General features: G+C 60.3%; 15 protein-coding genes and 1 riboswitch. Of the genes, 4 read left to right on the top strand and 11 right to left on the bottom strand.

Translation table 11 applies throughout. The annotated features are described in order from the left end of the window. Positions 1 to 59: 59 nt before the first annotated feature. Genes RYA97_RS11650 through RYA97_RS11630 form a run of 5 tightly spaced genes read right to left on the bottom strand, consistent with a single transcriptional unit; the run spans position 60 to position 4,100 of the window. The gene (locus RYA97_RS11650) at positions 60 to 677 is read right to left on the bottom strand and encodes an urea amidolyase associated protein UAAP2 (RefSeq protein ID WP_016980711.1); all 618 of its coding nucleotides are present in this window, start codon (positions 675 to 677) and stop codon (positions 60 to 62) included. An 11-nt stretch (positions 678 to 688) separates the two neighbouring features. Then, positions 689 to 1,414, bottom strand: a complete 726-nt coding sequence (locus tag RYA97_RS11645) for an urea amidolyase associated protein UAAP1 (RefSeq protein ID WP_117140165.1) — start codon at positions 1,412 to 1,414, stop codon at positions 689 to 691. Further along, positions 1,411 to 2,193, bottom strand: a complete 783-nt coding sequence (locus RYA97_RS11640; RefSeq protein ID WP_117140166.1) for an ABC transporter ATP-binding protein — start codon at positions 2,191 to 2,193, stop codon at positions 1,411 to 1,413. The genes RYA97_RS11645 and RYA97_RS11640 overlap by 4 nt, the downstream gene beginning before the upstream one ends. Then, positions 2,190 to 3,005 carry an ABC transporter permease gene (locus tag RYA97_RS11635; protein ID WP_004642515.1) on the bottom strand — a complete coding sequence of 272 codons (816 nt, stop codon included), beginning with the start codon at positions 3,003 to 3,005 and terminating at the stop codon, positions 2,190 to 2,192. Before RYA97_RS11635 ends, RYA97_RS11640 begins: the two co-directional genes overlap by 4 nt. Before the next feature lie 27 nt (positions 3,006 to 3,032). Further along, positions 3,033 to 4,100: a putative urea ABC transporter substrate-binding protein gene (locus RYA97_RS11630; protein WP_010200879.1), complete on the bottom strand. Its 1,068-nt coding sequence runs from the start codon at positions 4,098 to 4,100 to the stop codon at positions 3,033 to 3,035. Between the two features lie 63 nt (positions 4,101 to 4,163). Further along, a riboswitch (guanidine-I (ykkC/yxkD leader) is annotated at positions 4,164 to 4,266 on the bottom strand. 396 nt (positions 4,267 to 4,662) lie between these two features. Between RYA97_RS11630 and RYA97_RS11625 the strand changes: the two genes are divergently transcribed. Both RYA97_RS11625 and ung read left to right on the top strand, forming a co-directional pair. Continuing rightward, the gene (locus tag RYA97_RS11625) at positions 4,663 to 5,154 is read left to right on the top strand and encodes a hypothetical protein (RefSeq protein ID WP_080726030.1); all 492 of its coding nucleotides are present in this window, start codon (positions 4,663 to 4,665) and stop codon (positions 5,152 to 5,154) included. Between the two features lie 192 nt (positions 5,155 to 5,346). Beyond that, positions 5,347 to 6,039, top strand: a complete 693-nt coding sequence (gene ung / locus RYA97_RS11620; protein WP_002554923.1) for a uracil-DNA glycosylase — start codon at positions 5,347 to 5,349, stop codon at positions 6,037 to 6,039. Positions 6,040 to 6,060: 21 nt separating this feature from the next. Here the strand turns inward: ung and RYA97_RS11615 are convergent, their stop codons facing one another. From RYA97_RS11615 to RYA97_RS11600, 4 genes are all read right to left on the bottom strand, one after another. Beyond that, entirely contained in the window at positions 6,061 to 7,095 is a 1,035-nt protein-coding gene (locus RYA97_RS11615) for an AbrB family transcriptional regulator (RefSeq protein ID WP_005746608.1), read from the bottom strand. Then, positions 7,088 to 8,602 (bottom strand): tripartite tricarboxylate transporter permease, encoded by a 1,515-nt coding sequence (locus tag RYA97_RS11610; RefSeq protein WP_002554921.1) that lies wholly within the window; start codon positions 8,600 to 8,602, stop codon positions 7,088 to 7,090. The genes RYA97_RS11615 and RYA97_RS11610 overlap by 8 nt, the downstream gene beginning before the upstream one ends. A 1-nt stretch (position 8,603) precedes the next feature. Beyond that, positions 8,604 to 9,062 carry a tripartite tricarboxylate transporter TctB family protein gene (locus RYA97_RS11605; protein ID WP_005746607.1) on the bottom strand — a complete coding sequence of 153 codons (459 nt, stop codon included), beginning with the start codon at positions 9,060 to 9,062 and terminating at the stop codon, positions 8,604 to 8,606. Between the two features lie 62 nt (positions 9,063 to 9,124). Further along, positions 9,125 to 10,105 carry a Bug family tripartite tricarboxylate transporter substrate binding protein gene (locus RYA97_RS11600; RefSeq protein ID WP_005746605.1) on the bottom strand — a complete coding sequence of 327 codons (981 nt, stop codon included), beginning with the start codon at positions 10,103 to 10,105 and terminating at the stop codon, positions 9,125 to 9,127. A gap of 480 nt (positions 10,106 to 10,585) precedes the next feature. Between RYA97_RS11600 and RYA97_RS11595 the strand changes: the two genes are divergently transcribed. Next, entirely contained in the window at positions 10,586 to 11,257 is a 672-nt protein-coding gene (locus RYA97_RS11595) for a response regulator (RefSeq protein ID WP_002554918.1), read from the top strand. Continuing rightward, positions 11,250 to 12,632, top strand: coding sequence for a sensor histidine kinase (locus RYA97_RS11590; protein WP_004664052.1), 1,383 nt, complete (start codon positions 11,250 to 11,252; stop codon positions 12,630 to 12,632). The genes RYA97_RS11595 and RYA97_RS11590 overlap by 8 nt, the downstream gene beginning before the upstream one ends. Before the next feature lie 2 nt (positions 12,633 to 12,634). Here the strand turns inward: RYA97_RS11590 and RYA97_RS11585 are convergent, their stop codons facing one another. Next, the gene (locus RYA97_RS11585) at positions 12,635 to 13,456 is read right to left on the bottom strand and encodes an HDOD domain-containing protein (protein ID WP_004658258.1); all 822 of its coding nucleotides are present in this window, start codon (positions 13,454 to 13,456) and stop codon (positions 12,635 to 12,637) included. Between the two features lie 114 nt (positions 13,457 to 13,570). After that, on the bottom strand, positions 13,571 to 14,512 hold the full coding sequence (locus RYA97_RS11580) for a YgfZ/GcvT domain-containing protein (RefSeq protein WP_038820211.1): 942 nt from the start codon (positions 14,510 to 14,512) through the stop codon (positions 13,571 to 13,573). Positions 14,513 to 14,636 lie beyond the last annotated feature (124 nt).

Here is a 14,636-nt window from a genome sequence, read left to right as displayed (position 1 = left end):
CCGTCCCGCTATTGATCTATCTACGCAACGGTCGTCCGTTGCTGAGGGCTGGTGCCGGGTCAGTCGCGAATCAGCAACTGCGCAGGCGTCGGGTTGTAGCCGTTGCAGGGGTTGTTGAGCTGCGGACAGTTGGAAATCAGCACGATCACGTCCATCTCGGCGCGCAGTTCAACGTACTTGCCGGGCGCGGAAATACCGTCTTCGAAGGTCAGGCCGCCTTCGGCTGTCACCGGCACGTTCATGAAGAAATTGATGTTCGGACCGATGTCGGCCTTGGTCAGACGCCCGTCGTGCAGGCAGGCGCGCAGGTAGTTGTCGCGGCAGCTGTGCATGTAGCGTTTTTCCAGGGCGTAGCGCACGGTGTTGCTCTCTTGCGCGCATGCGCCACCGAGCGTGTCGTGGCGACCGCAGGTGTCATCGACAATGGTCAGCATCGGCTGACCGAGGTTGGAAAACAGCACGCTGCCGGTGGTCAGATACACGCTGTTCTGGCGGCGCAAGGTGCGTTGTACGTCGTAGCGTTCACGCGGGTTGGCGAGGCTGAAAAACAGCGTGTCGACCGCCTGGTTGCCTTGCAGATCGAGGATGCGCACGGTCTGCCCGGCCTTGACTTCGGCCAGGAACGGCTCGCCTGCCGGTATGGTTGCGTCGCAGCAAAGGTGAGTGTGTGAATTCATGACAGGGCTCCTCAGGCGAACAGGCGGTCGGTGTTGATGAAGCCGCGCTCGTTTTCCGGGCGCGAGGTGCGGCAGTGCTCGGCAACGCTGGCGTCGGCCTTCATCCAGCTGAGTCTGAGCGGTTGTGGGGCGTATTGCGGGTTGGGGTCCATCGGATGTTGCAAGGCGGTCAGCACCACCAGCGTGTGCATCGGTGCGTACAGCTCGATGTAGTCACCGGCTTTCGAGTTGTTCGCGGCGAAGTGCAGGATTCCTGCCTCGTCGACATCGACTCGGCTGAACAGGTTGAGGGTCATCAACAGGTCGGACAGCCCCAGCCCCCATTTGCCCAGCTCGACCAGCAGGTTGTCGACGCCATTGCGAAAGAAGCCGTTGCGCAGTTCCTGATAGCGGCCCTGACCGTATTTTTCAGCGACTTCCTGAGCATTGAGCACGCCGCCAATGCTGTCGCTCCAGCCACAGGTGTCGGTGACGATGGCCGCCAGCACGCGGCCCATGTCCGAATACAGGCAATGGCCGTTGCTCAACCTGGCGGTGTGCTGGCATTTGAGGCTGTCGGGCAGGTTCAGCCGCTCGGTTTTTTCGTGAGCGTTGAGCAGGGTCAGGCTGACGTTGGCGTTGCCGTGCAGGTCGGTCAGGCGCAGCAGTTCGCCGCGCTTAAGGATGAACGAACGATGGCCGCCACCGGGCAGCATCTCTTCGGCGAAAACCGGGTACAGCGTGGTTGAGTCAGTCATTGAGCGAGCTCCTCTGAAACGTTGAGCAGCGAATCGATGGCGGCGCGTTCGGCGCGGCGTTCGCTGTTGAGGGGAATGTCGTAAGTGATGCGCGCGCCATACGCGCCGGGTTCGTGCGGGTCGTGGCGGACCTTGTCGAACACCAGCAGGCGGGTGCCGAGGTTGAAACCTTCGGACAGGTCGTGAGTGACCATGAACACGGTCAGCTTCGTTTCGCGCCACAGGTCCAGCAGCAAGTGGTGCATGTCTTTGCGAATGCCGGGGTCGAGCGCGCCGAAGGGCTCGTCCAGCAGCAGCACGCGGGGTTTCATGATCAGCGCCTGAGCAATGGCCAGACGCTGCTGCATGCCGCCGGACAATTGCGTGGGGTACTTATCCAGCGCATGCCCCAGGCCAACCTTGCCAAGCAGTTGCGCGGCGTGCTCGCGTGCCTCGCTTTTTGCCTGGCCGAACAGTCGGCCCAGCCACGCCGAGCGGGGCAGTTCCAGACCCAGCGCCACGTTGTCCAGCACCGACAGGTGCGGGAACACTGAATAGCGCTGAAACACCACGCCACGGCTGGCGTCTGGCTCATTGCGCAGGGCCTTGCCGTCCAGCGTGATCAGTCCACGGCTCGGAGTTTCCTGACCCAGCAGCAGGCGCAGAAAAGTCGACTTGCCGCAGCCCGATGCGCCGACCAGCGTGCAGAACTCACCTTCGGCCACGTCCAGATTCAGGCCTTCAAGCACCACCTGATCATCGTATTGTTGCCAGACATTGCGCACACTGATAAAGCTCATGTCCGCGCCCCTTCGTACCAGGGAAAGGCGCGTCGGGTCAGGGCTTTGAGGCCCCAGTCCATCAGCCAGGCAAGCAGGGTGATCCACACTACATACGGCAGAATCACGTCCATCGCCAGGTAGCGGCGGACCAGAAAGATCCGGTAACCCAGACCGTCAGTCGAGGCGATGGCCTCGGCGGCGATCAGGAACAGCCACGCCGAACCCAGCACCAGGCGCAGGGCAATCAGCAGACGCGGCAGCAACTGCGGCAGGACCACCCGCAGGATCAGCGTCCAGGTCGAGGCGCCGAGGGTCTGCGCCTTGATCAGCAGCTCGACCGGAATTTCCCGGGCACGCTGTTCCAGATCGCGGGCCAGAATCGGCGTGATGCCGATCACGATCAGCATCACTTTCGACAGCTCGCCCAGGCCGAAGACGATGAACAGAATCGGCAGGATCGCCAGCGGCGGCACCATCGACATTACCGTCAGCAAGGGCGACAGTGGCGCACCGAACAGCGGCAGGATGCCCGCCGCAATGCCCAGGCACAGGCCCAACAGCGCGCTGATCCCCAGGCCGATGGCCAGACGTTGCAGACTCGATGCCGTGTCCTGCCACAGCAGGTAGTCGCCGCTGCGGGTATCGGCAACAAACGCCATGCGTTTGACCGCATCGGCCATCTGCACCGCGCTGGGCAGCAGTTTGTCGGTGGGGTTTTCCGCAAGCCGGGTGGCCGAGCCCATGAAGTAGGCGAACAGCAACAGGGCGAACGGCAGGATCACCAGAATCAGGCGACCGGCACGATCCGGATGGCGGTTTATCAAACGCATGGCAATGACCTTTTTACTGAGCGTGATTTACAGCTTGCCGTCGACGGCCATCTGCACGTAGCTGGGGTCAAAGTGCAGCTTGACGTTGGCCTTGTCGCCGAGGTTCACGCCATTGGCGAACGACATGCCGACCGCGTTGGCATCGCGTGCGCCTCCACCGAGCAAACCATGGGCGAACGAGAAGTCAGCCACCTTGCGCTGGGTGTCCGGCAATTGTTTGCTGGTCGCGAACTCAAGCGCTTCCCTGGGCGTGGCAAACAGCTTGGTGGTGTCCAGTTGCGCCTGGAAGCCGGCCAGATCGGTGCCCGATGCCTTGGCCATGTGTTCCAGCGCTGCCTTGCTCTGGGCGTTTTTGGCGTTCATCAGCGCGACCACTTCAAACCAGGCACCGGTCAGGGCTTTGCCCAGCGCCGGGTTGTCCTTCAGGGTCTGAGTGTTGACGACCATCATGTCCATGATCTCGCCAGGAATCTGACTGGAGTTGAACACTTCGGTCACGCCGGGTTTGGCTTTAATGTCCGACAGCATCGGGTTCCAAGTGGTAACGGCCTGCACATCATCGGTATTGAAGGCAGCCGAGATATCGGCATCCGAGGTGTTGACGACCTTCAGGTCTTTTTCGCTGAGCTTGACGCTGTCCAGCGCCCGGGCCAGCAGGTAGTGAGACACCGACAGCTCGACCAGGTTGACGTCCATGCCTTTCAGGTCGGCGACTTTTTTGCCCTCGCCCTTGAGCACGATGCCGTCGTTGCCATTGGAGAAATCGCTGACGATCAGTGCCGTGCTTTCCACACCGCCCGCAGCCGGAATGGTCAGTGCGTCCATGTTGGTCATGGTGCAGCCATCGAACTGGCCAGCGGTGTACTGGTTGATGGATTCGACGTAATCATTGAGCTGGGTGACATCGATCTTGATGCCGTATTTTTTCGCCCACTTGTCGACGATGCCCTGGCTACCTGCGTATTCCCACGGCATCCAGCCTGCGTAGATGGTCCAGCAGACATTGAAGTGATCTTTTTGGGCGGCATTCGCCGAGAGGCTCAACGCAGCAAGCAGGCCTGCCGTGAGCAGACCGAAGAGACGAGACTTTTGCATGTTGAGAAATCTCCAGTAGTGAAAAAAGGCGGCCAGGAGCAACGTGACACCACTGGTGTCCCTGTCTCCCGGGCTTTTGTCCCGCCGTGTAACCTCTACTGGAGGTCGCCAACTCTCGGACCAGCCACTTGCCTGTCGGCAAGCCGGAACCCTAGTCGGCTATTGCAAATTGTGGTGCCGCGAACCTGTGTTGACTCCTGCACGCCATTCATCAAGCGAGACTTGTGCCAACTCGCCAATGCCTTTGTTTTTCAAGGCCTGCCCGGACCATCGCAGGTCAGCCCCGAGGGAAACTGCCTTGTGCTGGTGCGTAACCGCACTGTGTTGATGCATGGGTGCTTTGAAATGTTTTGTAGCATCTTTGCAGGAAGTCGAAACATGCCTGCACGCCCCGGCTTTAGAGCCCTTGAGTCAAGGATGGCCATCATCTTTAGTAGGGTTTACACGCTGCGCCAACGCACTAGATTCCCTTTTCGGTGTCTGAACTTCTGTCCGTCAACCGCTTTGGCGGACGCCGATCAGCGTCGCTGATTCGTGCCCAATCGCGGTCCAGGAGGCCGCCATGTATCGAAGACCCTTGCTTATCACGTTGCTGACCCTTTTCCTTGCCGGTTGCTACGCACGCCCTGGTTACTACGAATCCGATGTGTACACGCAGCCGACAACCGTCGTCGGTGGCGCTTACGCGTACGACAATGGCTACCGCTCCACCTACTATCAGGAGCAGCGCATCTATGTAGCGCCTCAGCCACGCTATTACACCCAACCACGCTATTACGCCCCGGCACCGCGTTATTACGCGCCGCCGCCAGTGCCACGCTACTACCAGCCGGGACGCCCACCGGGTTATGGCTGGAGAAACGACGGCTTTCGCGGCAATGGCGGTTTTGGGCGTAATGACGGCTTTCGAGGCAATGGTGGTTTCGGACGCAATGACGGCTTCCGCGGCGACCGAGGCAACCGCGGCTGGGAGGACCATGGCGGTCGAGGCGGACGCGATGGCCGTGATCATGGACGAGGCGGGCGCGGTGATGGTCGGGGCGGGCATCGGTAGCTGAAACCTGCGCTCACTGCCATGCCAGAGCGGTGAGCTGGCTGCTGCGAACTGACTATCGTGCCGACGCTCCGCGTCGGCACTTCTTTCTGGACGCTCTGCGTCCGATCGTAAAGGCGCATCTAGAAACCGGCATTGACTTTGCTGCCGGGCTTTTCTAGTGTCCGCGCATTGTTTTTACCGGATGTAACCATGACTAGCGACGACCGCATCAAGCTTGAGCCCAGCTGGAAGGAAGCGCTGCGCGATGAATTCGAGCAGCCCTATATGGCGCAGTTGCGCGAGTTTCTGCGCCAGGAGCATGCCGCGGGTAAAGAGATCTATCCGCCTGGGCCGCTGATTTTCAATGCGCTGAATTCGACGCCGCTCAACAATGTGAAAGTGGTGATCCTCGGTCAGGACCCGTATCACGGTCCGAATCAGGCTCACGGTCTGTGTTTCTCGGTGCAGCCAGGCGTGCCGACGCCGCCGTCACTGGTCAATATCTATAAAGAACTCAAACGCGACCTGAATATCGACATTCCCAATCACGGCTGCCTGCAATCATGGGCTGATCAGGGCGTGCTGTTGCTTAACACGACTCTTACCGTCGAGCGCGCCAACGCAGCTTCGCATGCGGGAAAAGGCTGGCAGCACTTCACGGACCGGATCATTCAAGTGGTCAGCGAGCATCAGCCGCATCTGGTGTTCCTGCTGTGGGGCGCTCATGCGCAGAGCAAGCAGAAACTGGTCGATGCGACCAAGCACCTGGTGCTGACCTCCGTCCATCCTTCGCCGTTGTCAGCCTACAAAGGCTTCCTGGGTAACGGGCATTTCGGGCGGGCCAACAAGTACCTTGAGCAAAACGGCATCGAGCCAATCGACTGGCGCTTGCCCGTTCTCTGATCAAAGTGCTTCTGATTGGGCTCAGTCAGCGAACCGCTTGTTCCAGCGCCGGTACAGCGGCTCGGCAAGAAACAGCACGAACAGCAGGCGCATGACCTGCATGGCCGTCACCAGGGGGACCGACAGTTGCAGCACTTCTGCGGTCAGGCTCATTTCGGCAATGCCACCGGGCATCATGCCCAGCGTCAGTGAGCGCAGGTCCAGGTGGGTGAGGGCGCTCAGCCCCAGCGCAGCCAGTGCGGCAATCAACATGGTCAGCGCAGTGCCCAACAGCGTACGCGCCAGAAACGATGGCGCACGCCGAAAGAATGCCCGATTGAAATGACAACCCAGCCCGCTGCCGATCAGTAGCTGACCCAGCTGGCTGGCACCGTTGGGCAAGCCGATTTTCAGGTCCCAGACCACGCTCACTACGGCACTGAGCAACAGAGGGCCGAACAGCCACGGGTTGGGTTGCTTGAGACGTTGCCACAGCCAGGCCAGTGCTGCGCCGACCGGCAGCAGGAATGCCAGCCAGCGCCAATCGACCGCTGTGGCATGCAGCGAAGGCGTACCGTCACCCAGCAGGTATTTGAAGATCGCCGGCACGCACAATACTACTGCCAGCACCCGAAGACTTTGCGCGGCTGCGACGCTGCTTAGCGTTGCACCGTTACGTGCGCCAAGGTTGACCATCTCCCCGGAACCGCCCGGCATGCTCGAAAAGAACGCCGTAGGGCGATCTTCTCCGGTGCGCAGCATCAGCCAGACGCCAACCAGACACGACAGACTGGTGACCAGCGCGCCGATGAAAATCAGCCCGAAATGCGCGAGCACCTGCTCGATAACCACTGGCGTGAAATGCAGACCGATGCCGATACCGATGATCAGTTGCCCGCATTTACGACCACCCGGAATCTGCGCCAGTTGCCAGGGTGTCAGGCAGCGCACCAGGATGATTGCCAGCAAAGAGCCAACCATCCACGGCAGCGGCCAGCCAACCTGGCTGGCGAGGTAGCCGCCGAGCAGACCGACCAGCGGCGTTGCCCACCATTGACGCAGTGACGAATCAGCCATGCGTTGCGGCAGCCTGCTGTTTTGCGCGCTTGCGCCAGATACGGATCAGCGGAAACAGCAGCATGAACACGGTCACCACCCAGACCCCGAGGGTGATCGGGCTGGCCCAGAGAATCCCCAGTTCGCCGTTGGAGATCGACAGGGCGCGCCGCAGGTTCTGCTCCATCAGACCGCCAAGGATGAAACCGAGCAGAATCGGCGACAGCGGGAAATCCAGCTTGCGCAGGATGTAACCGAAGATGCCGATGCCGACCATCAGGAACAGGTCGAAGGTGGTAGCGTGCACTGCATACACGCCGATCCCGGTGATGATCGCAATCACCGGGACCAGCGCCCAGTTCGGCACGGCGAGGATGCGCGTGAAGATACGGATCATCGGGATGTTGAGGATCACCAGCATGATGTTGGCGATGAACAACGAAGCGATCAGGCCCCATACGATGTCCGGTTGCTGTTGAAACAGCATCGGACCGGGAGTGATGTTGTACAGCGACAACGCGCCGATCATCACCGCCGTGGTGCCCGAGCCCGGAACACCCAGCGTCAGCATCGGCACCAATGCGCCGCAAGCGGTTGCCCCGATGGCGGTCTCGGGAGCTGCCAGACCGCGCATGTCGCCCTGGCCAAACTTGCCGCCAGGGCCGGCGATGCGTTTTTCCGTCATGTAAGCGACTGCGCTGGCCAGTGTCGCACCGGCACCCGGCAGTACGCCAAGAATGAAGCCCAGCAGACCGCAGCGAATGTTCACCACGAACACGGCAGCGGCTTCCTTGACGTTGAACATCATGCGCCCAGTGGCCTTGACCGCCTCTTGGCCGCGATGGGTCTTTTCCAGCAGCAACAGGATTTCACTGATTGAAAACAGACCCAGGACCAGCACCACGAACTGAATGCCGTCGGTCAGATGAATGTTGTCGCCGGTAAAACGGTACACCCCGCTGTTGGCATCAATGCCTACCGCAGACAGGAAAAGCCCGATCAGCGCGGCAATGAATGTTTTCAATGGCCTGTCACCGGCCATGCCGCCCAGGCAGACGATGGCGAACACCATCAGTACGAAATATTCCGCCGGACCGAAGGCAATCGCCCACTTGGCGAGCAACGGCGCGAACAGCACCATGCCGCAAGTGGCGATGAATGCACCGATGAACGAACTCCATGCTGACAGCGACAGAGCGACGCCGGCCAGCCCCTGGCGTGCCATTGGATAGCCGTCCAGCGTGGTCATGACGGTGGACGCTTCGCCCGGAATGTTCAGCAGGATCGAACTGATACGTCCGCCGTATTCACAGCCCAGGTACACGGCCGCTAACAGAATCAGTGCCGATTCAGGCGGCAGGCCCAGCGCAAAGGCAATGGGGATCAGCAGCGCCACCCCGTTGATAGGCCCAAGCCCCGGCAGCAGGCCGACGACGGTACCAATCAATGTGCCGGACAGTGCGGTAATCAGGTTGTAAGGGGTGAGGGCGACGCCGAACCCCTGGCCCAGGTAGCTGAAAGTATCCATGTCAGTTCTCCAGAACGCTGAGCAGGCCTAAAGGCAAGGGAACGTCCATGGCCTTGTCGAATAACAGGTAAAGGCCGACGCTCATCAGAATCACCACCACCACGCTCGGCAGCCAGCGTCCGCCATACAGGCGTGCCATGGGAATGCCGATCAGGATGCTGCTGAGGATGAAGCCCAGGGGTTCGAACAGCCCGGCGAATATCAGCAGCAGAATGATGCATGCGCCAATCTTGATCAGGGTTTCACGGTCCAGTGCCGGTTCTTCCTCGGTGTGGACAATGGGTGTGGGCCGAATCAGCAGGTACAGCAGGGCGGCACCCATCAACCCGAGCATCAGCAGCGGGAAAGCGCGTGGTCCGACCGGTTCATAGGAGAACGGCGCTTGATAAGGCCAGGCCATAAGGGCCAGACCTGCGCATGCCAGTAGCAGTACGGCAGCAAAAATGCGTTGTATGACCATGAGAAGCTCCTGAGCCGCGCCCGCTGTGCGGGCGCAACTTAACGTCAGTCAATTGAGTTCAATTACTGAATCAGGCCGAATTCCTTGGCCATCAGTTTGTAGTCGGCAACCTGCTTCTTGACGTAGGTGTCCAGCTCCGCGCCGGTCATGGCGAAGGGGAACAGCTCGCGCTGATCACGCAGTTTGGCGAAGTCTTCAGAGGCCAGGATCTTGTCGAACGAGGCTTTCCACCAGTTGTAGTCTTCGTCGCTGACCTTCGGCCCGAGGTAGAAGCCACGCACCACAGGCCAGACGATGTCGTAGCCCTGCTCCTTGGCGGTGGGGATGTCTTTCATTTCGGGTTCGTCGATGCGCTTCTCGGCGAATACGGCGAGCAGGCGCATGTCGCCACTCAAAATGTGCGGCATGGAGTCGGAGATGTCGGTACTGCCCACCTGAATGTGGCCGCCAAGCAGGGCAGTAGCGATTTCCCCACCGCCCTCCAGCGCGACATAACGCAAGGCGCGCGGGTTGATGTCTGCAGCCTTGGCGATCAATGCGGTCTGCATCCAGTCCTGGCTGCCTACGGTGCCGCCTGAGCCGATGACTACCTTGCTCGGGTCGGCCTTGAGCGCTTTCACCAGATCGTCGAGGTTCTTGTATGGCGAGTCGCTCTTCACTGCAATGGCGCCATAGCTTGTGCCCACGGCGGCGAGCCAGCGTACTGCGTTTTCATCGAAACGGCCGAATTTGCCCTGCGCCAGATTGAGCAGCGAACCGCTGGACCACGCGACCAGCGTGCCAGCATCTGCGGGGCGCTGAGCTACAACTGCGTTGTAGGCCACTGCGCCGACGCCCCCAGGCATGTAGGTCACGCGCATGGGCGAGGTCAGAATCTTTTCGTTGATCAGCGCGCTTTGCACCAGCTTGCAGGTCAAGTCGAATCCGCCACCCGGTGAGGCGGGTGCAATGCATTCCGGACGCTTTGGCTCGGCAGCAAACAACTGGCTGGCAACCAGCATGCAGGCGGCGGTGGCGGCTATCTGACGCAGAGGGAATTTCATGTTCAGTCTCCAGAGATATTTTTGTTTTTGGAAGAGAGAAGCTGTTCAGCAGATGCTTTTGTCTCGCGCACCACGAGACCTGTTGGCTGACACGCAAGTGCCATCGGTACAGCGGTGGGCGCTGATGTTTTGCAGGAAGGTGGAGCAGGGGCGCGACGGGTGCGGGGAAAACCGCGACGGGCTGTGCTCAATGGACTGGCAAGCCTGGGCTGGCATAGACATGACGTGACTCCGTTTAGCGATTTATTGTTTTTATTGTCCAGACGCATCCGGGCGCCTGTTTTGTACGTACCCTTTTGCCGGGTCGTCTTGCGATGCTAAATGACGAACCTTTCGCAAACCTTTCAGCTACCTTTCATGTCGCAATTGAAGGGCCGCGAATCGTTTCTGTCCTTCACAGGCGGCGGCCTGCCTGTAAACTCCACCGCCACAAGCCTCGATGCCCAGATCGATAACAACAGTGACAATCAGGAGACGGCGATGCGTGTTCTTCTTGTGGAAGATCATCTGCAATTGGCTGAAAGTGTCGCGCAGGCGCTCAAAAGCGCAGGTTTGACCGTTGATGTACTGCATGATGGCGTTGCCGCCGACCTGGCGTTGAGCAGCGAGGAATACGCCGTCGCCATTCTCGACGTCGGCTTGCCGCGTATGGACGGCTTTGAAGTGCTGGCGCGTCTGCGGGCGCGCAGCAAAAACCTTCCGGTGTTGATGCTGACCGCGCGCAGCGACGTCAAGGATCGCGTTCATGGCCTGAACCTGGGGGCCGACGACTACCTGGCCAAGCCTTTCGAGCTGTCCGAGCTGGAGGCCAGGGTCAAGGCATTGCTGCGTCGCAGCGTACTGGGTGGCGAGCGGCAACAGCGCTGCGGCGTACTGGCCTATGATCTGGACACCCGGCGTTTCACGCTCGGCGAGGAGCTGCTGGCCCTGACGTCTCGCGAACAGGCGGTGCTGGAAGCGCTTATCGCCCGGCCAGGTCGGGTGATGAGCAAGGAGCAACTGGCCGCGCAGGTTTTCGGCCTCGACGAGGAGGCCAGCCCTGACGCCATCGAAATCTACGTCCATCGCCTGCGCAAGAAGCTCGACGGGCATTCTGTGGCCATCGTGACCTTTCGGGGTCTGGGGTATCTGCTTGAAAGCCGCGATGATTAACGACAGCCTGCGCTGGCGGTTATTGTGGAACCTGGCGTTGCTGCTGGTGGTGTTGATGCTGGCCAGCGGCATGAGCGCTTACTGGAATGGCCGCGAAGTGGCCGATACCGCCTACGACCGCACGTTGCTGGCTTCAGCGCGGACCATCGCTGCTGGTCTGACCCAGCGTGATGGCACGCTGAGCGCCGACATTCCCTACGTGGCGCTGGATACCTTTGCCTACGACAGCGAAGGACGAATCTATTATCAGGTCAATGACATCCATCAGAAGCTGATTTCCGGTTATGAAAATCTGCCTTCGCCGCCACCGGGCACCTTGCGTACCGATGATTACCCTGCGCTGGCGAAGTTTTATAACGGGATTTATCAAGGGCAGGATGTACGTGTGGTCAGCCTGCTCAAGCCAGTGACTGATCCGGGCATGAACGGCACTGCTGAAATTCGTGTTGCCGAAACCCAAGAGGCGCGCAAGGGCATGGCGCGCAGCCTGATGGCCGACACCTTGTTGCGTCTGGGCATGCTCGGTGGTGGCGCACTGCTGCTGGTCTGGTTCACGGTCAGTGCGGCACTGCGACCGCTGGAGCGCTTGCGCACCGCAGTCGAAGAGCGTCAGCCGGATGATCTGCGCTCATTGCCAATGGTTGAGGTGCAGCATGAACTGCGTCCGCTGGTAGGGGCGCTGAACCACTTTACCGAGCGGCTGCGCCTGCAGTTCGAGCGCCAGGCGCAGTTCATCGCCGATGCTGCCCATGAGCTGCGCACGCCGCTGGCCGCGCTCAAGGCGCGGGTTGAGCTGGGCCTGCGCGAGCGCGACCCCCAACACTGGCGCAGTACGCTGGAATCAGCCGCACTTGGCACGGATCGGCTCACGCATCTGGCCAATCAGTTGCTGTCACTGGCGCGGATTGAAAACGGCGCGCGGGCCATTGCCGAAGGCGGCGCGCAACAACTGGACCTCAGCCAGCTGGCAAGAGAGCTGGGCATGGCCATGGCGCCGTTGGCTCATTCACGCGGCGTCGCGCTGGCGCTGGAGGCTGACGAGCCGGTCTGGCTGCGTGGCGAGCCGACGTTGCTGAACGAACTGTTGAGCAACCTGATCGACAATGCGCTGGCTCACACTTCACCGGGCGGTAACGTGGTGTTGCGGGTGTATGCGCCGGGTGTTCTGGAGGTCGAGGATGATGGCCCTGGCATTCCGGCAGATGAGCGGGAGCGGGTTTTCGAGCGTTTCTACCGTCGCAGTCAGCAGGGCAGCGGTGCCGGGCTCGGTCTGGCTATTGTGGGTGAGATCTGCCGTGCGCATCTGGCCAGAATCACCTTGCACGATGGTGCCGAGCGGGGTTTGAAGGTTCGGGTCAGTTTCAGTGCGCCCTGATCCTAGTAAAGCATGCTCTTCGCTTCGTCCATCTGGGCGCTCAGCATGCCTTCAGCTCTGGAAAGCCTTAATTGGCTGAACGCAGGCAGGTCGACCATCTCGATGAGGCTGAAGGGGTGGTCGGTGTTCCTGTGGATATGCACTGTGGCGATCTGCACCAGATCTGTGTAGTCCGGACTTTTCGATACGCGCGCGAAGTTCTGGAACTGAATCGGCACGCAGGCCAGCGGCTCGGGAAAGTCCCATGAGCGCAGCAGGCGTTCGCCAATGACCGGGTGAATGCTGTCGATCACGTGGTTGAGGCTGATCGGATCAGCCAGCAGCTCGTAATGGTCTTCGGCATACGTCAGGATCGGCAGAATCCCGATCAAGTGGATCAGCCCGGCGAGTGTGGCCTGGTCGGGTTTGAGATTCGTGTAGTTCTGACACAGGGTGTAACTGATGCCGGCAACCTGCAGGCTCTGCTTCCAGATATCGCGCATCTTCTGCTCGATGACGGGAGACTTCGCGTGGAACATCTGCTCGACCACCAGGCCGATAGCCAAGTTACAGGTGTAATTGACGCCCAGGCGCCGAACCGCGGTGGTGACGTCGCTGACTTCAAAATTCGGGCGCAGCAGAGGGCTGTTCGCGACCTTTATCAGGCGTGCGGAAAGGGCTGTATCGCTACCGATGACCTTGCTCAGGGCCGAAATGCTGATTTCGGTGTCTTCGGCGGCAAGGCGAATTCTCAGTGCTACTTCCGGCAGGGTAGGCAGAAACAAGGCATCTCTGTCGATGGCCTTGATCAAGTTTCTCTGCACCTCGTCAGCCATCTTGCTCATGTTGCATCTCGCAGCCGTTGGGGGTGTCCAGAGTTTTCCGCGCGCTCCGCAGAGCGCCAGCATGTGCACTGGAACGCTCTAAAGACACTAGGAACCTGAATGTGTTCGTCTGGCTTAGCGCTGAGTTTCGAGTTTGCTGTCCAGTATGTAGGGCAGATCACTCATTTGCAGCGCTGCGCCTTCTGGCGAGCCAAGATTTATATGGCCATTTTCTGCCGCATCGCCCTGCAATACGGCGAGCAGTTCAACATTCTGGCCGGACTGTGCGGCGATGACCACGTTGCCCACCGCGCTGGCGTGTACCGGCGAAAACAGTGCCGTACCTGGCTCGGGGATTTCTTCGCTGCTCAGCGTCAGGCGGTAGAGCCTGCGTTTGAGTTTGCCCAGGTATTGCATGCGCGCAACGATTTCCTGGCCGGTGTAGCAGCCCTTCTTGAAGCTGACGCCGCCGACCGCCTGCAGGTTGATCATCTGCGGGATGAACTCCTCGCGGGTGCTGCCAAATACCTGGCCGATGCCGGCCCGTATCTGACCCAGCAACCAGTCATTGAGCGGGCCTTCGCTCAACTGCGAAGCCAGCTGCGATTTGACGCTGTCTGCCTGCCCGGCGCGTACCCAGAGTTCGGCGCGGCCCGGGGAGACGCGGATTGCGATGAGCTCATTGGCTCGTACTACCGCATCGGTTTCCTGCGCCAGGTCCAGGCCCAGGCCGACCAGGGCACTGTCGCCATCCTGCAGGCCGAAGCGCACCCATTCTGCGCTTTCGTCAGTCAGTTTCGATTTGGAGAACACTGCGTATTTACGCAGGTCCAGCAGTTGCGGCTCGATCAGCTCGCTGGCCATCGCCAGCAGGCAACCGTCGCCTTCGAAAACGATGCGAAAACTCGACTGCATCCGGCCCTTCTGCGTGCAGCGGGCACCGAGGCTGGATTTGTCTTCATTAAGGTAATTTAGGTTGCACGTCAGCTGACCCTGAAGAAACTTGCTGGCATCCACGCCGCGAACGGCGAGAACGCCCTCATGGGATAGCGTGCAGAAAAAAGCTTTTTGGGTCATGGTCATCGCAGATTGGGAAAAAAGTCCGGGGGCACATCATAGTGCCGAGTCGAGGTTATGCATACGGGGTACGTGAAAACTGCTGCGACCATTGCAAGATTCGCGTGCCCGGCTCACGGCTGTA

The organism is Pseudomonas syringae group sp. 26L6, from assembly GCF_032587815.1.
Classification (GTDB): domain Bacteria; phylum Pseudomonadota; class Gammaproteobacteria; order Pseudomonadales; family Pseudomonadaceae; genus Aquipseudomonas; species Aquipseudomonas amygdali.
Note: the sequence above shows the minus strand (reverse complement) of the source record. Positions and strands in the feature narration are given on the sequence as shown.

Bases quoted from the DNA above. Each gene is read 5' to 3' on its own strand.
- RYA97_RS11650 (WP_016980711.1), bottom strand. From the start codon at position 677: ATGAATTCACACACTCACCTTTGCTGCGACGCAACCATACCGGCAGGC.
- RYA97_RS11645 (WP_117140165.1), bottom strand. From the start codon at position 1,414: ATGACTGACTCAACCACGCTGTACCCGGTTTTCGCCGAAGAGATGCTG.
- RYA97_RS11640 (WP_117140166.1), bottom strand. From the start codon at position 2,193: ATGAGCTTTATCAGTGTGCGCAATGTCTGGCAACAATACGATGATCAG.
- RYA97_RS11635 (WP_004642515.1), bottom strand. From the start codon at position 3,005: ATGCGTTTGATAAACCGCCATCCGGATCGTGCCGGTCGCCTGATTCTG.
- RYA97_RS11630 (WP_010200879.1), bottom strand. From the start codon at position 4,100: ATGCAAAAGTCTCGTCTCTTCGGTCTGCTCACGGCAGGCCTGCTTGCT.
- RYA97_RS11625 (WP_080726030.1), top strand. From the start codon at position 4,663: ATGTATCGAAGACCCTTGCTTATCACGTTGCTGACCCTTTTCCTTGCC.
- ung (WP_002554923.1), top strand. From the start codon at position 5,347: ATGACTAGCGACGACCGCATCAAGCTTGAGCCCAGCTGGAAGGAAGCG.
- RYA97_RS11615 (WP_005746608.1), bottom strand. From the start codon at position 7,095: ATGGCTGATTCGTCACTGCGTCAATGGTGGGCAACGCCGCTGGTCGGT.
- RYA97_RS11610 (WP_002554921.1), bottom strand. From the start codon at position 8,602: ATGGATACTTTCAGCTACCTGGGCCAGGGGTTCGGCGTCGCCCTCACC.
- RYA97_RS11605 (WP_005746607.1), bottom strand. From the start codon at position 9,062: ATGGTCATACAACGCATTTTTGCTGCCGTACTGCTACTGGCATGCGCA.
- RYA97_RS11600 (WP_005746605.1), bottom strand. From the start codon at position 10,105: ATGAAATTCCCTCTGCGTCAGATAGCCGCCACCGCCGCCTGCATGCTG.
- RYA97_RS11595 (WP_002554918.1), top strand. From the start codon at position 10,586: ATGCGTGTTCTTCTTGTGGAAGATCATCTGCAATTGGCTGAAAGTGTC.
- RYA97_RS11590 (WP_004664052.1), top strand. From the start codon at position 11,250: ATGATTAACGACAGCCTGCGCTGGCGGTTATTGTGGAACCTGGCGTTG.
- RYA97_RS11585 (WP_004658258.1), bottom strand. From the start codon at position 13,456: ATGAGCAAGATGGCTGACGAGGTGCAGAGAAACTTGATCAAGGCCATC.
- RYA97_RS11580 (WP_038820211.1), bottom strand. From the start codon at position 14,512: ATGACCCAAAAAGCTTTTTTCTGCACGCTATCCCATGAGGGCGTTCTC.